A 16,715-nucleotide genomic window follows, 5' to 3' on the forward strand; every position below is an offset into this window, starting at 1 on the left:
CAGGCTTGAAATGGGGCTAAATGTGGGAGGGGGCTTGCCCCCTCCCATATTTGATTGCAGTTGATCAGCGGTTATTTGTCGCGAATCGAGAAATTCGCCATATGCTCCAGCCCCTTGATCAGTGCCGAATGGTCCCAGTTACCGCCGCCAAGCGCCGCGCAGGTGCTGAACACTTGCTGGGTGCCGGCGGTGTTCGGCAAGTTGATCCCCAACTCTTTCGCCCCGGCCAGGGCCAGGTTCAAGTCCTTCTGGTGCAGGTTGATACGAAAGCCTGGGTCAAAGGTGCCCTTGATCATGCGTTCGCCATGCACTTCCAGGATCTTCGACGAGGCAAAGCCGCCCATCAGCGCTTCACGCACCTTGGCCGGGTCGGCGCCGTTTTTCGAGGCGAACAGCAGCGCTTCGGCCACCGCCTGGATATTCAGGGCCACGATGATCTGGTTGGCGACCTTGGCGGTCTGGCCATCCCCGTTACCGCCCACCAGGGTGATGTTCTTGCCCATTGCCTGGAACAGCGGCAGCGCGCGCTCGAAGGTCTGCGGTTCGCCACCGACCATGATGCTCAGGGTGCCGGCCTTGGCGCCGACTTCACCACCGGACACTGGGGCATCCAGGTACTGCGCGCCGGTCGCATTGATCTTCGCAGCGAACGCCTTGGTGGCGGTGGGGGAGATCGAGCTCATGTCGATCACCACCTTGTTCGGCGACAGGCCGGCGGCCACGCCGTCGGCGCGCAACAGCACGTCCTCGACCTGTGGAGTGTCGGGCACCATGACGATGATGAACTCGGCTTCCTGGGCGACTTGCTGCGGGTTGGCCAAGGCCACCGCGCCGGCGCTGATCAGTTCAGCCGGGGCCTTGCCATGATGTTCGGAGAGGAACAGTTGGTGACCTGCTTTCTGCAGGTTCGCGGCCATGGGTTGGCCCATGATACCGGTGCCGATAAATCCGATTTTAGCCATGATGAAGTCCTCTTTTTTATTCGATAGGCAGACTTGATGAGGTCTGCCAAACACAGCGGGTCCAAATGTGGGAGGGGGCTTGCTCCCGATAGCGGTGCATCAGTCGACACACCTTTCGAATGAAACATTGCTATCGGGAGCAAGCCCCCTCCCACAGTGTTTTGGGTTGTGTCTGTCAGATGGCGTTGTGGCTTTTGAGCCAGCCAAGCCCCGCTTCGGTGGTGGTCAGCGGTTTGTACTCACAGCCGACCCACCCGGTGTAACCGATGCGGTCCAAGTGCTCGAACAGGAAGCGGTAGTTGATCTCACCGGTGCCCGGCTCGTTGCGCCCTGGGTTGTCGGCCAGTTGAATGTGGTTGATCACACCCAGGTGCGTGGCCAGGGTGCGGGCCAGGTCGCCCTCCATGATTTGCATGTGATAGAGGTCGTATTGCAGGAACAGATTGTCACTGCCCACCTGCTCGCGGATCGACAGGGCCTGCGCGGTGGTGTTGAGGTAGAAACCCGGAATATCGCGGGTGTTGATCATCTCCATCACCAGCTTGATGCCCGCTGCCTGCAATTTGTCGGCGGCGTACTTGAGGTTGGCGACGAAGGTTTTCTCAACGGTTTCGTCATCCACGCCGTGCGGCCGGATGCCCGCCAGGCAGTTGACCTGGGTATTGCCCAGCACCTGGGCGTAGGCGATAGCCAGCTTGACCCCGGCGCGGAATTCTTCGACCCGGTCGGGGTGGCAGGCCAGGCCGCGTTCGCCTTTGGCCCAGTCGCCGGCCGGCAGGTTGAACAGCACCTGGGTCAGGCCGTTGGCGTCGAGCTGCGCCTTGATCTCAGCTGAGCTGAATTCGTACGGGAACAGGTACTCCACCCCTTCGAAGCCGGCATCGGCGGCCGCTTTGAAGCGGGCAAGGAACTCCTGCTCGGTAAACAGCATGGACAGGTTGGCGGCAAAGCGCGGCATAGGGTTCTCCTTAATCGAGCAGGGAAATGGCGGTCGGTGCGTCATTGCCGACCAGGGCCAGGTCTTCGAATTCGTTGACGGCGTTGATCTCGGTGCCCATGGAAATATTGGTCACGCGCTCCAGAATAATCTCAACGATCACCGGCACCCTGAATTCTTCGAGCATTTCCTGGGCGCGGCGCAGTGCCGGCTGAATCTGGCTCGGCTCGAACACGCGCAACGCCTTGCAACCCAGGCCTTCGGCAACCGCGACGTGGTCCACGCCATAGCCGTTGAGTTCGGGAGCGTTGAGGTTGTCGAAAGACAGCTGCACGCAGTAGTCCATTTCAAAGCCGCGTTGCGCCTGGCGGATCAAACCCAGGTAGGAATTGTTCACCACCACGTGGATATACGGCAGCTTGAATTGCGCGCCCACGGCCAGCTCTTCGATCATGAACTGGAAGTCGTAGTCGCCCGACAGGGCTACCACTTTGCGGCTCGGGTCGGCCTTGACCACGCCGAGCGCCGCCGGAATCGTCCAGCCCAGGGGCCCGGCCTGGCCGCAATTGATCCAGTGGCGTGGCTTGTATACATGCAGGAACTGCGCGCCGGCGATCTGCGACAGGCCGATAGTGCTCACGTAGCAGGTGTCTTTGTCGAACACCTGGTTCATCTCTTCGTACACCCGTTGCGGCTTGACCGGCACGTTGTCGAAGTGGGTCTTGCGGTGCAGCGTGGCCTTGCGCTGCTGGCAATCATGCAGCCAGGCGCTGCGGTCCTTGAGCTTGCCGGCGGCTTTCCACTCGCGGGCGACTTCAATGAACATCGTCAGCGCGGCGCCGGCGTCGGACACGATGCCCAGGTCTGGGGTGAATACGCGGCCAATCTGGGTCGGCTCGATGTCGACGTGGATGAATTTGCGGCCTTCGGTATACACCTCCACCGAACCGGTGTGGCGGTTGGCCCAGCGGTTGCCGATGCCCAGCACCACGTCGGACTTGAGCATCGTCGCGTTGCCATAGCGGTGGGAGGTTTGCAGGCCGACCATGCCCACCATCAGCGGGTGGTCGTCGGGAATGGTGCCCCAGCCCATCAGGGTCGGGATCACCGGGATGCCGGTCAACTCGGCGAACTCCACCAGCAACTCGCTGGCGTCAGCGTTGATCACGCCGCCACCGCTCACCAGCAATGGGCGCTCGGCCTGATCGAGCAGGGCCAGGGCCTTTTCCACCTGGATGCGTGTCGCCAATGGCTTGGCCAGGGGCAGCGGCTGGTAGGCGTCGATGTCGAATTCGATTTCGGCCATCTGCACGTCGAACGGCAGGTCGATCAGCACCGGGCCAGGACGGCCGGAGCGCATTTCATAGAAGGCTTTCTGAAACGCGTAGGGCACCTGGCCGGGTTCGAGCACGGTGGTCGCCCACTTGGTCACCGGTTTGACGATGCTGGTGATGTCCACGGCCTGGAAATCTTCCTTGTGCATCCGTGCGCGGGGCGCTTGCCCGGTGATGCACAGGATCGGGATCGAGTCGGCCGAGGCGCTGTACAGGCCGGTGACCATATCGGTGCCCGCCGGGCCCGAGGTGCCGATGCACACGCCGATATTACCGGCCTTGGTGCGGGTGTAGCCCTCGGCCATGTGTGAGGCGCCTTCAACGTGGCGAGCAAGGACGTGATCGATGCCACCCACCTTCTGCAAGGCCGAATACAACGGGTTGATCGCGGCGCCTGGGATACCGAAGGCGGTGTCCACCCCTTCACGGCGCATCACCAGGACGGCGGCTTCGATTGCTCTCATTTTGCTCATGGTTTTGGTGCCTCTTGCGTTTTGTAATTGTATACAAGTGGTGTCTGGACAAAGTGTATTCACGGCGAGCTGCGCAGGTCAATGCATTTTATAAACTGACCTTTGCATTCATCGGAACGGCTTTTTTCGACGTATGGACGGTTTGTTTGGAAATATTGTATACAAAAACAAATTCTATTGTGTTCTATTTGTTCGATCAGGTATCTCACCAGACAGACCTCCATCGCATTCCCAATAAAAAGAAGGACGGCACCATGAGCGCTTTAACCTTGAAACTTGCCACCCAACTGGCCAGCCAGGCCCTGGCCGCAGGCCGCACCATTGCCGCCGCGCCACTGACCATCGCGGTGCTCGACAGTGGCGGCCACTTGGTCACCCTGCAACGCGAAGACGGGGCGAGCCTGCTGCGCCCGCAGATCGCCATCGGCAAAGCCTGGGGCGCGATTGCCCTGGGCAAAGGCTCGCGGCTGCTGGCGCTGGATGCGCAGCAGCGTCCGGCATTCATCGCGGCGCTGAACAGCCTGGGGCAGGGCAGCGTAGTGCCGGCGCCGGGTGGGGTATTGATTCGGAATCAGGACGGCGTGGTGCTGGGGGCGATCGGGATCAGCGGGGATACGTCGGATATTGATGAGCAGTGCGCGATCACGGCGATCGAGGGGGTGGGGTTGATGGCGGATGCGGGAGTGTCTGCTTGATTTTTGGGTGATGTTGAAAAGCATCGGGGGCAAGCCCCCGATTAGCCCAGGCACTGCGGTCTTTCAGTCCGGCTCACACCCCTTGAGCACCAACCGAATAATCGTCTGCGCCGCCGCCTCATAATCCGCCTCATCCAGCTTGGCCTTACCCGTCACCGCCGAAATCTGCCAGTCGAAATCGGCATAGGTCTGGGTCGCGGCCCAGATGCTGAACATCAGGTGATTAGGCTCGATCTTCGCGATCAAACCACGGTCCACCCAGTTCTGGATGCAGTCGATATTGTGCTTGGCCTGGGCATTGAGTTGTTCGACCTGCTCGGCACTGAGATGGGGAGCGCCGTGCATGATTTCGCTGGCGAACACCTTGGAGGCGAACGGCAAGTCGCGGGAGATGCGGATTTTCGAGCGGATATAGTTGCTCAACACTTCCTTGGGCTCGCCCTCGGGGTTGAACGGCGTGGAAGCGGCCAGAATCGGCTCGATAATGCTCTCGAGCACCTCGCGGTAGAGGTTGTCCTTGGACTTGAAGTAGTAATAGACGTTGGGCTTGGGCAGCCCCGCCTTGGCGGCGATGTCGCTGGTTTTGGTCGCGGCGAAGCCCTTGTCGGCGAACTCCTCGCTTGCCGCCCGCAGGATCTTTTCTTTGTTGCGCTCGCGAATGGTGCTCATAAACCAGGAACTTCCTTGCCAGGACAGGCGGTTGCGCATGGTAGCACCGGCCATCCGCGAGCCTCAACAATGTGCCCGCAAAGCGTTGCGCCGCGCTATGCTCGCGCCATCTCTCACTTTACGGATACCCGATTCATGGCAGGAAGCAGCTTGTTGGTTTTGCTCGACGATATCGCCGCGGTACTCGATGACGTTGCACTGATGACAAAAATGGCGGCGAAGAAAACCTCGGGTGTGCTCGGTGATGACCTGGCGCTGAATGCCCAGCAAGTTTCCGGAGTGCGCGCCGAGCGGGAAATTCCCGTGGTGTGGGCGGTGGCCAAGGGCTCTTTCGTCAACAAGTTGATCCTGGTGCCGACGGCGCTGCTGATCAGCGCCTTCGCCCCCTGGGCTGTGACCCCGTTATTGATGCTGGGCGGCGCTTACCTGTGCTTCGAAGGTTTTGAAAAACTCGCGCACAAGTTCCTGCACAGCAAGGCAGAAGACCAGGCCGATCACGCGCAGTTAAGCGAAGCGGTGGCCGACCCGGCGACGGACCTGGTGGCCTTCGAAAAGGACAAGATCAAAGGCGCGATCCGCACTGACTTCATCCTGTCGGCCGAAATCATCGCCATCACCCTGGGCATCGTCGCTGACGCCCAGCTTACCCAGCAGGTGATCGTGCTGTCGGGCATCGCCATTGTCATGACCGCAGGCGTCTACGGGTTGGTCGCGGGTATCGTCAAGCTCGACGACCTTGGGCTGTGGCTGACACAGAAACCGGGCCAAGTGGCGCGCAGTATTGGCGGCGCCATTTTGAGTGCTGCGCCGTACATGATGAAAAGCCTATCGGTGATCGGCACGGCGGCGATGTTCATGGTCGGCGGCGGGATCCTGACTCATGGCGTGCCGGTGGTGCATCACTGGATCGAAACCGTGAGCCAGAACACCGGGGCGCTGGCGTGGTTGATGCCGACGCTGCTGAATGCGGTGGCGGGGATTATTGCCGGGGCTTTGGTGCTGGTAGTGGTCAGCGTGGTCGGCAAAGGCTGGAAGGCGCTCAGGGCATGAACTAACAGGCATAAAAAAGGCCATTCAATCGAATGGCCTTTTTTGTGGGCGAGATGATCGTTCCCTCGCTCCGCGTGGGAATGCATCCCGTGACGCTCCGCGTCACTCTTACGCAGGTGCTGGATTTTGCGCTGAAAGCGGGACGCGGAGCGTCCTGGGTGGCATTCCCACGCGGAGCGTGGGAACGATCTTGTAAGGGGCGCTGTTTACTCGGCAATCTGCAATTTGCGCGATTCCGTGTAGATATACCGCACCTTCTCATACTCGAACGGCGAGTTCATCTGGCCGTAGCGGAAGCTGGTCTGGTAGCGCTTGTCGACGGCGCGCAGAGCCCAGATTTCCGGGTGGTTGGAGCTGACCTCGGACACGTTGAGGAAGTTGATCTGCGACTCGGCGGTGTAGTCCACCAGCAAGCCTGCGGTATCGCGCAGGTTCGACGGGCCGAAGATCGGCAGAACGACGTAGGCGCCGCCCGGCACACCGTAGAAACCCAGGGTCTGGCCGAAGTCTTCGCTCTGGCGCGGCAGGCCCATGGCGGTGGCCGGGTCCCACAGGCCGGCGATGCCGATGGTGGTGTTGACCAGCAGGCGTCCGGTGGTCTCCAGGGAGCGATGGCCCTTGAGTTGCAGCAGGCTGTTCAACAGGTTGGGCACGTCGCCCAGGTTGTTGAAGAAATTGCTCACGCCGGTGCGCAGGAAGCTCGGTGTGACGTAGCGGTAACCGTCCACCACAGGCAGGAACACCCATTGGTCGAAGCGATAGTTGAAGTGGTACACGCGGCGGTTCCACGACTCCAGTGGATCGTAGACGTTGAGCGCGGTCAGCGACGAGCGCTCGAATTCACGCTGGTCCAGGCCGGCGTTGAACTTGAGTTTGGTCAACGGTTCCTTGAAACCGTCGGCATCGACCTTGACCGGTTCATGGGCCTTGCTGTTGTCGGCATTGGCCACGCCCGCGCACATCAGTGCGGCAAGCAGCAGAAGATATTTAGCCACGGAAGAACTCCAGCATGGCGTCGGCGTTGACGCGGTAATTGAGGTTGCCGCAGTGGCCGCCCAGCGGGTAGACGGTCAAGCGATCGCCGAAGGTTTTACGCAGGAAACCCAGGTCGCCCGGGCCGAGGATCACGTCGTCGGCGTTGTGCATCACGGCGATCTTCGGGCTGGCGTGCAGGTAGTCCTTGAGCGCGTACAGGCTGACCTGGTCAACCAGTTGCAGCAGGCTGCCGCCGTCGGAGCGGGCGCGCCACATCGGGATCACCTGTTCGGTGAGGTAGCAGTCGAAGTCGCACTGCAGGGCACGCTTGAGGAACGGCGTGAGGCTGGTGCCTTCGGTGATCGGGTATTTCGGCGGGATGATCAGGCCGCGACGGTTGATCAAGTCCGAGGTGAAGGCGATGTCGGCAGCGGAGAAACGAAACGAGGTGCCGATCAGCATGGCCATCTGTTCGTTGGTCAGGTGCTGCTTGGATTGCTGGAAGTCGTAGAGCAGGGCGTCGTTGAGGTCGATGTAGCCCTTTTGCTGGAAGTAGCGGGTCAGCTTGCTCAGCACCAGCTCATAGAAGGTGGTGGTGTTGTTGATGCCCTTGACCTCGGTCTGTACCAGCTTGTCGAGGTTGGTGATCGAGGTGTAGAGGTTGACCGGTGGGTTGAGCAGCAGCACTTTCTTGAAGTTGAAGCTGCGACGGGTTTCGTCGAGCTTGCTGACAAACGCCGCGTCCAGCGCGCCCAGGCTGTAGCCGGTCAGGTAAAAGTCAGTGACTGGCAGCGAGGCGTTCTGCGCGCGCACGGCTTGCATCACGCGGTACATGTCTTCGGCGTCTTCCTGGGTGATGCCCGGGGTGGCGAAGCGCGACGCCGCGCTGATGAAGTCGAAGCTGGTTGGCGACGACAGCTGCACCACGTGGTAGCCGGCCTGGTAATACAGTTTCTTCAGGTATTCATTGATGCTGCTGTCAAACCGCGCACCGGTGCCGGCGATCAGGAAGATCAGCGGCGCGGCGCGGTCCTGCTTGGCAATGCGGTAGGTGAGTTTCTTCACCGCCCAGAAGTTGTCCGGCAGGCTGAACTCGCGCTCGGGGCGCATGTTCAAGGTGTAGTCGGATTGATTGATCTCGTCGTCAGTCGGCAGGGTTGGCCGAAGATCGGGCGGCGTGGTGGCGATGGTCGCTTCGAACGGGTTCGTCAAAGGGTAGCCATAGCTGGCCTGGTCGATATCGACGGCCAGTGCTGACGCACTCAAAAAAAGGCTGCCCAGCAAGGCAGCACAGCGCAAGGAACGGAGCATGACTTAATCCCTAGGAGGAAAGGTGCTGAATGAAATTCGCAGGCTATGACCACCGCGTTGCCACCGAAGTGCCAGCCCTCGGCACGAAAAGTCGGAAAAAAACGTCGGAATCGGAGTAATAGCTGGCAGAAGATACACTTTGCCACGCATTGATGAACAGATATCTGCGCAGACACCTTGCTAACGGCCGCCGTGGGATTAAGCTGAGCGCCGTTTTTGCCTATCGGAGTGCCCCATGTCCCGTCGTTTGCCGTTGATCCTGCTGCTTATCGCCCTGCCGTTATGGTTGGCGGCCAGTTACGCCGCGCGTTATGGCTTTATGGAGGACGGGCAGTGGGTCGGCATCTGTGCGGATGAGGCCAGCCGTTGGGAATGCCAGGTGCGTTCGAACCTGGGCTTGATGATTCATTTCAAGGTACTGGGCTGGGCCGCGCTGGTGACCTCGGTACTGGCGTTTTTCGTGCCGGGCCGGGCGGGATGGGGCCTGGCGGTGCTGGGGCTGGTGTTTGGGTTGCCGGCCCTGGCCTTGTATAACACCACGTTTGCGGTGTTTGCGGTGGTGATTGCGGGGTTGCGGTTGGTCAGGAAGCCTCGCGTCGCCTGATAGGGCCAATCGGGGGCAAGCCCCCTCCCACATTTGACCGCATTCACAAATGGAAATGTGTGAACCCAATCAAGTGTGGGAGGGGGCTTGCCCCCGATGGCATTCTTAAGCCTTGCGCACACGCAAGCAACGCCACAAAGCTGCAACCATGAGCACGCTCACCAGCGCCCAACCCCAGGCCTGCTGGTTCAACAAACCTTCCCGGAACAGCTGCGGCGCAATGCCGGCGCCGATGATGAAGGCCAGCAACGCAATCTCTCGACGCGGCCCGCTCACCGGGCGCACCAGGTACACCAGGGCCGGCAGCACCAGTGCCGCGCTGGGGAAGCTGCGATAACGCGGGTCAAACACCAGCGCCAGCATCATCACCGCACCGGCAAAGCCGGCAATCGCCACCAGCCAGCCCGCACGTTGCTGCAGCCAGTTGAATGCGCGTTCACGCCAGCCGTCCCTGGCGCTGAGTGCCAGGGCGGCGTGGGCCAGTACCAGCAGGTTCAACACCACCAGCAAGCCTGCCCACACCCATTCATCATTAAAGCGCGCGGTGACGCGAGTCAGTTCGGCCCAGGTGCCGATGGAGCATGCGGCAATCGCACCCAGCAGCGGCAGTGCGAGGGCCGCGCGGGTTGTGCGCACGCGCCCGCCTAAAACCAATGTGCCCAGCAGAATCATCCCACCAAAGCCCAACCACAGCGGCCAGTACGGTACGTTGCTGACTGGCCCGGCGAGGGTGCCCTTGTCCTGGCGATCAGCATCGAACAGGCCCCAATAACCGCCTACTGCGCCTTCACTGGCGCGCTTCCAGGGCTGGTCAAAGGCTTCGATCAGGTTGTAACGCCAGCCATTGGCTTCGGCCATGGCGACAAAACCACGCATGAACTTGGCTTCGTTGACCCGGCTCGGCAAGGCGGTTTCGCGCTGGCGGCCTTCACTGGGCCAACCGGTTTCGCCGATCAGGATGTCCTTGGGCGCGAACTTGTGGCCAAAGGTCTGGCGCACATCGCCTACGTGTTTGAGCGCCTGGTCGATGCCGGACGGCTCATCTTCCCAATACGGCAGCAGGTGAATGGTCAGGAAATCCACCGCCGGGGCAATTTCCGGGTGTTGCAGCCAGAACTCCCACACATCGGCGTAGGTGACCGGTTGCTTGATCTGGCGCTTGACCGTTTGGATCAGCGTCACCAGTTGTTTGGCGGTGACTTCCTTGCGCAACAGTGCTTCGTTGCCGACGATCACCGAGGTCACTACGTCCGGGTTGGCATTGGCCGCCGTGATCAACTCGTCGATTTCCTTTTGAGTGGCCACCGGGTCACTGCTGACCCAGGCGCCGGCCATCACCTTCAAGCCATGCTTGCGCGCCATGCCCGGCAAGGCTTCCAGGCCGGTCATGGAATAGGTGCGGATACATTCAAAGCGTGTGGCCAGCAGGCCCAGGTCGGCGTCCATGCGCTCGGGGCGCAGCTGGAATGGCTGGTCGAACGGCGACTGGTCCTTGTCGAACGGCGTATAGGACGCACATTGCAGCTTGTGGCTGGCGCTCGCCACATCCGGCAGCACCACCGGCCGGCCGAGGCCATACCAGTAGCCGACGAGGGCAAGCAAGCCAATGAACAAGGCGAAAACATAGGGCAGGGCAGGGAGGCGGGCAGTCGCGGGCATGGTCGGCTTATCTGGAGGAGCAAAGGCGCGCATCTTACCCGTAATTGTCGCGTTCCAGTGGGGCCGCATACTTTTGACATGCAAAGTTCGGGCGGGAACAGGTGGGCAAGTCCTGCAAAGTGGTCTGCTGGCGATGTGATGTCGTTTCTTGCTCAACCAAGGTCGCTGACAGAGCAGGGCAAAGGCCTACGCAGGTTGATGATAAAACTGTCAGTACTCCACTGATGCCTCAGCAACCGGATCGATGCGCGTGAAGGGGGCGCGGTGCACCGTATAACAACAGGTTGACGTCGCTCGGCATTCGTCGGGCGCAGCACTTTCGGGGAAGTACATATGAAGATGCGACGACTCTTGGGCGCAGCTGCCACTCTGGTAGTTGCGATGGGCTCCACACTGGCCAGCGCCGACAGCAAAACCCTGAGCATCGGTTACGTGGACGGCTGGTCCGACAGCGTTGCCACCACCCATGTGGCGGCAGAAGTGATCAAGCAGAAGCTCGGCTATGACGTGAAACTGCAAGCGGTCGCCACCGGGATCATGTGGCAGGGCGTTGCCACCGGCAAGCTCGACGCCATGCTGTCTGCCTGGTTGCCGGTGACTCACGGTGAATACTGGACCAAGAACAAGGATAAAGTGGTCGACTACGGCCCCAACTTCAAGGATGCGAAAATTGGCTTGATCGTGCCGGAGTACGTCAAGGCCAAGTCCATCGAAGACCTCAAGACCGACACCACGTTTAAAAACAAGATCGTCGGCATCGACGCCGGTTCAGGCGTGATGCTCAAGACCGACGAAGCCATCAAGCAATACGGCCTCGACTACAAACTGCAAGCCAGCTCGGGCGCCGCAATGATCGCCGAACTGACCCGCGCCGAAGACAAGCAGGAATCCATCGCCGTCACCGGTTGGGTGCCGCACTGGATGTTCGCTAAGTGGAAACTGCGTTTCCTGGATGACCCAAAAGGAATTTATGGTGCTGCTGAAACCGTCAACAGCATTGGCAGCAAGGGCCTGGAGAAGAAAGCGCCGGAAGTCGCGGCCTTCCTGAAGAAGTTCCAGTGGGCCTCCAAGGATGAAATCGGTGAAGTCATGCTCGCTATCCAAGAGGGCGCCAAGCCTGATGCGGCGGCCAAGGATTGGGTGGCCAAGCACCCTGAGCGTGTCGCTGAGTGGACCGCTAAATAACCCTGCATCTTGATGCAATCCCTTGTGGGAGGGGGCTTGCTCCCGATAGCGGTGTGTCAGCCAGCCAGTTTTCAGCTGACACACCGCCATCGGGAGCAAGCCCCCTCCCACATTAGTTTTGCACCACCTCAAATTTTTCTGTGCTCCAGCAATCCCTCGCTACACTCGATCTACTACTAAGGTCGTCTGGAACCCTTTCCACAGCCGCATACAGTGGATACGTTCCAATAATAAAAAAGCTGTGCTGCGAGGATAAAAACAATGAACGACAGCATTTACCTCTCGATTCAAAACAGCCCGCGTTTCAAGGAGCTGGTCAGAAAAAGAGAAAAGTTCGCCTGGATTCTCTCGGCGATCATGCTAGGGCTTTACTCCGGTTTCATCCTGTTGATTGCCTACGGGCCACACGTGCTGGGGGCCAAGATCAGCCCCGGTTCGTCGATTACCTGGGGCATTCCCCTGGGCGTCGGACTGATTGTGTCCGCCTTCATCCTGACCGGCATCTACGTACGCCGGGCCAATGGCGAATTTGACGACCTGAACAATGCGATTCTCAAGGAGGCTGCGCAATGATCCGGCGTCTATTGGCGGTACTCGGCGCTTCGCTGTTTGCTCCGGCCCTCTGGGCGGCCGACGCATTGACCGGCGAAGTGCAAAAGCAACCTCTGAATGTCTCGGCCATCGTGATGTTTGTCGCGTTCGTCGGCGCTACCCTTTGCATCACCTACTGGGCGTCCAAGCGCAACAAATCGGCGGCCGACTACTATGCGGCCGGCGGCAAGATCACCGGTTTCCAGAACGGCCTGGCGATTGCCGGCGACTACATGTCGGCGGCGTCCTTCCTGGGGATTTCCGCGCTGGTGTTCACCTCCGGCTACGACGGCCTGATCTACTCGATCGGCTTCCTGGTGGGCTGGCCGATCATTCTGTTCCTGATCGCCGAGCGCCTGCGTAACCTGGGCAAGTACACCTTTGCTGACGTGGCGTCCTATCGCCTCGGGCAAACCCAGATCCGCAGCCTGTCGGCCTGTGGCTCGCTGGTGGTGGTAGCGTTCTACCTGATCGCGCAGATGGTCGGCGCGGGCAAGCTGATCCAGCTGTTGTTCGGCCTCGATTACCACGTTGCGGTGATCCTGGTGGGTATCCTGATGTGCATGTACGTGCTGTTCGGCGGCATGCTGGCGACCACCTGGGTGCAGATCATCAAGGCGGTGCTGCTGCTGTCCGGTGCCTCGTTCATGGCGCTGATGGTGATGAAGCACGTCAACTTCGATTTCAACATGCTGTTTGCCGAGGCGATCAAGGTTCACCCTAAAGGTGAGGCGATCATGAGCCCGGGCGGCCTGGTGAAAGATCCGATCTCGGCGTTCTCCCTGGGCCTGGCGCTGATGTTCGGTACTGCGGGCCTGCCGCACATCCTGATGCGCTTCTTCACCGTGAGTGATGCGAAAGAAGCCCGCAAGAGCGTGCTGTATGCCACCGGCTTTATCGGCTACTTCTATATCCTGACGTTCATCATCGGCTTTGGCGCGATCCTGCTGGTCAGCACCAACCCGGCGTTCAAGGATGCAGCAGGCGCCTTGCTGGGCGGCAACAACATGGCGGCGGTGCACCTGGCCAACGCGGTGGGCGGCAGTATCTTCCTGGGCTTCATCTCGGCCGTGGCCTTCGCCACCATCCTCGCGGTGGTGGCCGGCCTGACTCTGGCCGGTGCCTCGGCGGTGTCCCATGACCTGTATGCCAGCGTGATCAAGAAAGGCAAGGCCAACGACAAAGATGAGATTCGCGTGTCGAAGATCACCACGGTCGCCCTGGCAGTGCTGGCTATCGGTCTGGGTATCCTGTTCGAAAGCCAGAACATCGCGTTCATGGTCGGCCTGGCGTTCTCGATTGCGGCCAGCTGTAACTTCCCTGTGCTGCTGCTTTCCATGTACTGGAAAAACCTCACCACCCGTGGCGCCATGATCGGCGGCTGGCTGGGCTTGATCAGCGCGGTGGGCCTGATGATCCTGGGCCCGACCATCTGGGTGTCGATCCTGCACCACGAGAAGGCGATCTTCCCGTATGAATACCCGGCGTTGTTCTCGATGATCATCGCGTTCGTGGGTATCTGGTTCTTCTCCATCACCGACAAGTCGGCGGCGGCAGAGAAAGAGCGTGCGCTGTACTTCCCGCAGTTCGTGCGTTCGCAGACTGGCCTGGGGGCGAGTGGGGCGGTTAACCACTAAGCCTGTAACTGGATGAGAAATGCCCCGGTCGAAAGGCTGGGGTATTTTTTTGCCTTGGATTTAGTGGTGTCTGGGTGATGGTCATCGGGAGCAAGTCCCCTCCCACAGTTGACCGAGTTCCAACATGAGAATGCGGTCAACTGTGGGAGGGGGCTTGCTCCCGATAGCGGTATGTCAGGCGACCCAAACAAAAACGGCCTCCACTAAGGGAGGCCGTTTTCAATGCAGCTCAGCAATGCTTACTTGCGATCTTCCAGCTTGGTAATGTCACGCGACTCGTAGCCGGTGTACAGCTGGCGCGGGCGGCCAATCTTGTACGGGCTCGAGAGCATTTCCTTCCAGTGGGAGATCCAGCCCACGGTCCGCGCCAGGGCGAAGATCACGGTGAACATGCTGGTTGGAATGCCGATCGCCTTGAGGATGATCCCCGAGTAGAAGTCGACGTTCGGGTACAGCGAGCGTTCGATGAAGTATGGGTCGGTCAGGGCGATCTCTTCCAGGCGCATGGCCAGTTCGAGTTGCGGATCGTTCTTGATGCCCAGTTCCTTCAACACTTCGTCGCAGGTCTGCTTCATTACGGTGGCGCGCGGGTCGCGATTCTTGTAGACCCGGTGACCGAAGCCCATCAACTTGAACGGATCGTTCTTGTCCTTGGCCTTGGCGATGAAGGTGTCGATGTTGGAGACGTCGCCGATTTCATCGAGCATGGTCAAGACGGCTTCGTTCGCACCGCCGTGGGCAGGGCCCCAGAGTGCGGCGATACCGGCGGCGATACAGGCGAACGGGTTGGCACCCGACGAACCTGCCAGGCGCACGGTAGAGGTGGAGGCGTTCTGCTCGTGGTCGGCGTGGAGGATGAAGATCCGGTCCATTGCCTTGGCCAGCACCGGGCTGATCGGTTTGATCTCGCACGGAGTGTTGAACATCATGTGCAGGAAGTTTTCCGCGTACGTCAGGTCGTTGCGCGGGTACATCATGGGTTGGCCCATGGAGTACTTGTAAACCATCGCGGCCAGGGTTGGCATCTTGGCGACCAGGCGGATCGCGGAAATTTCGCGATGCTCGGCGTTATTGATGTCCAGGGAGTCGTGATAGAAGGCCGACAGGGCGCCGACCACGCCGCACATGACGGCCATCGGGTGGGCGTCGCGACGGAAGCCGTTGAAGAAGGTCTTCAACTGCTCGTGAACCATGGTGTGGTTCTTCACGGTGCTGACGAACTGGGCCTTTTGCTCGGCTGTTGGCAGTTCGCCATTTAGCAGCAGGTAGCAGGTTTCCAGGTAGTCCGACTGTTCAGCCAGTTGTTCGATCGGGTAGCCGCGGTGCAGCAGGATGCCATTGTCGCCGTCGATATAGGTGATCTTCGACTCGCAAGAAGCGGTCGACATGAAGCCTGGGTCGAAAGTGAAACGGCCCGTGGCCGTCAGGCCCCGTACGTCGATAACATCGGGACCAACGGTGCCGGTTAAAATGGGCAGCTCGACGGGGGCTGCGCCCTCGATGATCAACTGCGCTTTTTTGTCAGCCATGTGGCCTCCTATTTATGCTTCAAATCATCAGACAGACCCCCCACGCAGGGCCCGCACCACTATAGTGAGATAAATTCAGATGTCAATTTGCCTAAAGTCTTGCTCCAGAAGGCTTTAACCGTACTTTTTCGTCGAAATTGCCTGCCATTTACGCCTTTTATCGCGTCAGCGCAATCAGCTATTAGGGTGAGGTGTGCGCGTTGTCATTAGTAACCTAACTGTCTATACTCGGCCACCGACCGCCAAGGGCTTTTGGGCTTGCTTTCATTGGGGGTCGCACTCCCTGGGTGGTGCTTACCTGACCAGTCGCACTCCCCAACAACTTTGCCCTGATTGTTAGGGGCTCTTCAGTGTGAAAAAAAGCCGTGAATAGCCAACGACCTGTAAACCTAGACCTAAGGACCATCAAACTCCCCATCACCGGCGTTACGTCGTTCCTGCACCGTGTTTCCGGCATCATCCTGTTCCTGGGCCTGGGCATCATGCTTTACGCATTGAGCAAATCCCTGGGTTCCGCGGAAGGTTACGCCGAGGTGAAGGCAACCTTGACCAGCCCACTGGCCAAGTTCGTAGCGTGGGGCCTGCTGTCCGCTCTGCTGTATCACCTGGTAGCCGGTGTGCGCCACTTGATCATGGATGCGGGTATCGGTGAGACGCTGGAAGGCGGCCGCCTGGGCTCGAAAATCATCATCGCCATTTCCGTGGTGCTGATCGTTCTGGCAGGAGTTTGGATATGGTAACCAGCGTAACGAATCTGTCGCGTTCGGGCCTCTATGACTGGATGGCACAGCGTGTGTCTGCGGTCGTTCTCGCGGCTTATTTCATTTTCCTGATCGGATACCTCGTCGCAAACCCGGGCATCGGCTATGAGCAATGGCACGGCCTGTTCGCCCACAATGCGATGCGAATCTTCAGTCTGCTGGCCCTTGTGGCCCTGGGCGCTCACGCCTGGGTCGGCATGTGGACCATCGCGACCGACTACCTGACGCCAATGGCGCTGGGCAAGTCCGCGACCGCAGTCCGTTTCCTCTTCCAGGCAGTATGCGGCATCGCGATGTTCGCTTACTTCGTCTGGGGTGTGCAGATTCTTTGGGGTATCTGATT

Annotated in this window: 16 protein-coding genes; 8 read left to right on the forward strand and 8 right to left on the reverse strand. The window is 59.9% G+C overall.

Features of this window, described 5'->3' with window-relative positions; genetic code table 11:
* Positions 1-71: 71 nt before the first annotated feature.
* The 3 genes from C4J92_RS08590 to gcl form a co-directional block, all read right to left on the reverse strand.
* The gene (locus C4J92_RS08590) at positions 72-962 is read right to left on the reverse strand and encodes a 2-hydroxy-3-oxopropionate reductase (RefSeq protein ID WP_124361963.1); all 891 of its coding nucleotides are present in this window, start codon (positions 960-962) and stop codon (positions 72-74) included.
* Between the two features lie 175 nt (positions 963-1,137).
* Positions 1,138-1,920 carry a hydroxypyruvate isomerase gene (gene hyi / locus C4J92_RS08595; protein WP_124403551.1) on the reverse strand — a complete coding sequence of 261 codons (783 nt, stop codon included), beginning with the start codon at positions 1,918-1,920 and terminating at the stop codon, positions 1,138-1,140.
* A 10-nt stretch (positions 1,921-1,930) separates the two neighbouring features.
* Positions 1,931-3,706, reverse strand: coding sequence for a glyoxylate carboligase (gene gcl, locus C4J92_RS08600; protein WP_124403552.1), 1,776 nt, complete (start codon positions 3,704-3,706; stop codon positions 1,931-1,933).
* A 254-nt stretch (positions 3,707-3,960) separates the two neighbouring features.
* Here gcl and C4J92_RS08605 point away from each other — a divergent pair, with 254 nt between their 5' ends.
* A complete protein-coding gene (locus C4J92_RS08605) occupies positions 3,961-4,401 on the forward strand; it encodes a heme-binding protein (protein ID WP_124403553.1) in 441 nt (146 codons plus the stop codon).
* A 63-nt stretch (positions 4,402-4,464) separates the two neighbouring features.
* On the opposite strand, the gene C4J92_RS08610 is transcribed toward C4J92_RS08605, so the two are convergent.
* Complete coding sequence (locus C4J92_RS08610) at positions 4,465-5,070, reverse strand: TetR/AcrR family transcriptional regulator (protein WP_124366423.1); 606 nt, start codon at positions 5,068-5,070, stop codon at positions 4,465-4,467.
* A 135-nt stretch (positions 5,071-5,205) separates the two neighbouring features.
* On the opposite strand from C4J92_RS08610, the gene C4J92_RS08615 reads away from it, so the two are divergent.
* Complete coding sequence (locus C4J92_RS08615) at positions 5,206-6,120, forward strand: DUF808 domain-containing protein (protein WP_124403554.1); 915 nt, start codon at positions 5,206-5,208, stop codon at positions 6,118-6,120.
* Positions 6,121-6,326: 206 nt separating this feature from the next.
* On the opposite strand, the gene C4J92_RS08620 is transcribed toward C4J92_RS08615, so the two are convergent.
* Together C4J92_RS08620 and C4J92_RS08625 are read right to left on the reverse strand one after the other, a co-directional pair.
* On the reverse strand, positions 6,327-7,115 hold the full coding sequence (locus C4J92_RS08620; RefSeq protein ID WP_124366425.1) for a VacJ family lipoprotein: 789 nt from the start codon (positions 7,113-7,115) through the stop codon (positions 6,327-6,329).
* Positions 7,108-8,406 (reverse strand): serine/threonine protein kinase, encoded by a 1,299-nt coding sequence (locus C4J92_RS08625; protein WP_057722697.1) that lies wholly within the window; start codon positions 8,404-8,406, stop codon positions 7,108-7,110. Before C4J92_RS08625 ends, C4J92_RS08620 begins: the two co-directional genes overlap by 8 nt.
* A 235-nt stretch (positions 8,407-8,641) precedes the next feature.
* Between C4J92_RS08625 and C4J92_RS08630 the strand changes: the two genes are divergently transcribed.
* Entirely contained in the window at positions 8,642-9,010 is a 369-nt protein-coding gene (locus C4J92_RS08630; protein ID WP_124403555.1) for a hypothetical protein, read from the forward strand.
* Between the two features lie 105 nt (positions 9,011-9,115).
* On the opposite strand, the gene C4J92_RS08635 is transcribed toward C4J92_RS08630, so the two are convergent.
* Positions 9,116-10,669 (reverse strand): glycosyl hydrolase family 17 protein, encoded by a 1,554-nt coding sequence (locus C4J92_RS08635; RefSeq protein ID WP_124403556.1) that lies wholly within the window; start codon positions 10,667-10,669, stop codon positions 9,116-9,118.
* Positions 10,670-11,002: 333 nt separating this feature from the next.
* Here C4J92_RS08635 and C4J92_RS08640 point away from each other — a divergent pair, with 333 nt between their 5' ends.
* The 3 genes from C4J92_RS08640 to C4J92_RS08650 all read left to right on the forward strand — a co-directional run bounded on the left by C4J92_RS08640 (position 11,003) and on the right by C4J92_RS08650 (position 14,082).
* A complete protein-coding gene (locus C4J92_RS08640) occupies positions 11,003-11,854 on the forward strand; it encodes a glycine betaine ABC transporter substrate-binding protein (protein WP_003233255.1) in 852 nt (283 codons plus the stop codon).
* Positions 11,855-12,115: 261 nt separating this feature from the next.
* Positions 12,116-12,427, forward strand: coding sequence for a DUF485 domain-containing protein (locus tag C4J92_RS08645; protein WP_124361973.1), 312 nt, complete (start codon positions 12,116-12,118; stop codon positions 12,425-12,427).
* Positions 12,424-14,082: a cation acetate symporter gene (locus C4J92_RS08650; protein ID WP_124403557.1), complete on the forward strand. Its 1,659-nt coding sequence runs from the start codon at positions 12,424-12,426 to the stop codon at positions 14,080-14,082. Before C4J92_RS08645 ends, C4J92_RS08650 begins: the two co-directional genes overlap by 4 nt.
* Positions 14,083-14,321: 239 nt before the next feature.
* Here C4J92_RS08650 and gltA read toward each other — a convergent pair whose 3' ends face one another.
* Positions 14,322-15,611, reverse strand: a complete 1,290-nt coding sequence (gene gltA, locus C4J92_RS08655; protein WP_124361975.1) for a citrate synthase — start codon at positions 15,609-15,611, stop codon at positions 14,322-14,324.
* Positions 15,612-15,976: 365 nt separating this feature from the next.
* Here gltA and sdhC point away from each other — a divergent pair, with 365 nt between their 5' ends.
* Positions 15,977-16,351 carry a succinate dehydrogenase, cytochrome b556 subunit gene (sdhC, locus tag C4J92_RS08660; protein WP_124361976.1) on the forward strand — a complete coding sequence of 125 codons (375 nt, stop codon included), beginning with the start codon at positions 15,977-15,979 and terminating at the stop codon, positions 16,349-16,351.
* On the forward strand, positions 16,345-16,713 hold the full coding sequence (sdhD, locus tag C4J92_RS08665) for a succinate dehydrogenase, hydrophobic membrane anchor protein (protein WP_003233245.1): 369 nt from the start codon (positions 16,345-16,347) through the stop codon (positions 16,711-16,713). The genes sdhC and sdhD overlap by 7 nt, the downstream gene beginning before the upstream one ends.
* Positions 16,714-16,715: the final 2 nt, after the last annotated feature.

The sequence above is a fragment of the Pseudomonas sp. R3-18-08 genome (assembly GCF_003852065.1).
In the GTDB taxonomy this organism is placed as follows: domain Bacteria; phylum Pseudomonadota; class Gammaproteobacteria; order Pseudomonadales; family Pseudomonadaceae; genus Aquipseudomonas.

Coding starts and splice junctions, on each gene's coding strand:
- C4J92_RS08590 (WP_124361963.1), bottom strand. CDS start 962: ATGGCTAAAATCGGATTTATCGGCACCGGTATCATGGGCCAACCCATG.
- hyi (WP_124403551.1), bottom strand. CDS start 1,920: ATGCCGCGCTTTGCCGCCAACCTGTCCATGCTGTTTACCGAGCAGGAG.
- gcl (WP_124403552.1), bottom strand. CDS start 3,706: ATGAGCAAAATGAGAGCAATCGAAGCCGCCGTCCTGGTGATGCGCCGT.
- C4J92_RS08605 (WP_124403553.1), top strand. CDS start 3,961: ATGAGCGCTTTAACCTTGAAACTTGCCACCCAACTGGCCAGCCAGGCC.
- C4J92_RS08610 (WP_124366423.1), bottom strand. CDS start 5,070: ATGAGCACCATTCGCGAGCGCAACAAAGAAAAGATCCTGCGGGCGGCA.
- C4J92_RS08615 (WP_124403554.1), top strand. CDS start 5,206: ATGGCAGGAAGCAGCTTGTTGGTTTTGCTCGACGATATCGCCGCGGTA.
- C4J92_RS08625 (WP_057722697.1), bottom strand. CDS start 8,406: ATGCTCCGTTCCTTGCGCTGTGCTGCCTTGCTGGGCAGCCTTTTTTTG.
- C4J92_RS08630 (WP_124403555.1), top strand. CDS start 8,642: ATGTCCCGTCGTTTGCCGTTGATCCTGCTGCTTATCGCCCTGCCGTTA.
- C4J92_RS08635 (WP_124403556.1), bottom strand. CDS start 10,669: ATGCCCGCGACTGCCCGCCTCCCTGCCCTGCCCTATGTTTTCGCCTTG.
- C4J92_RS08640 (WP_003233255.1), top strand. CDS start 11,003: ATGAAGATGCGACGACTCTTGGGCGCAGCTGCCACTCTGGTAGTTGCG.
- C4J92_RS08645 (WP_124361973.1), top strand. CDS start 12,116: ATGAACGACAGCATTTACCTCTCGATTCAAAACAGCCCGCGTTTCAAG.
- C4J92_RS08650 (WP_124403557.1), top strand. CDS start 12,424: ATGATCCGGCGTCTATTGGCGGTACTCGGCGCTTCGCTGTTTGCTCCG.
- gltA (WP_124361975.1), bottom strand. CDS start 15,611: ATGGCTGACAAAAAAGCGCAGTTGATCATCGAGGGCGCAGCCCCCGTC.
- sdhD (WP_003233245.1), top strand. CDS start 16,345: ATGGTAACCAGCGTAACGAATCTGTCGCGTTCGGGCCTCTATGACTGG.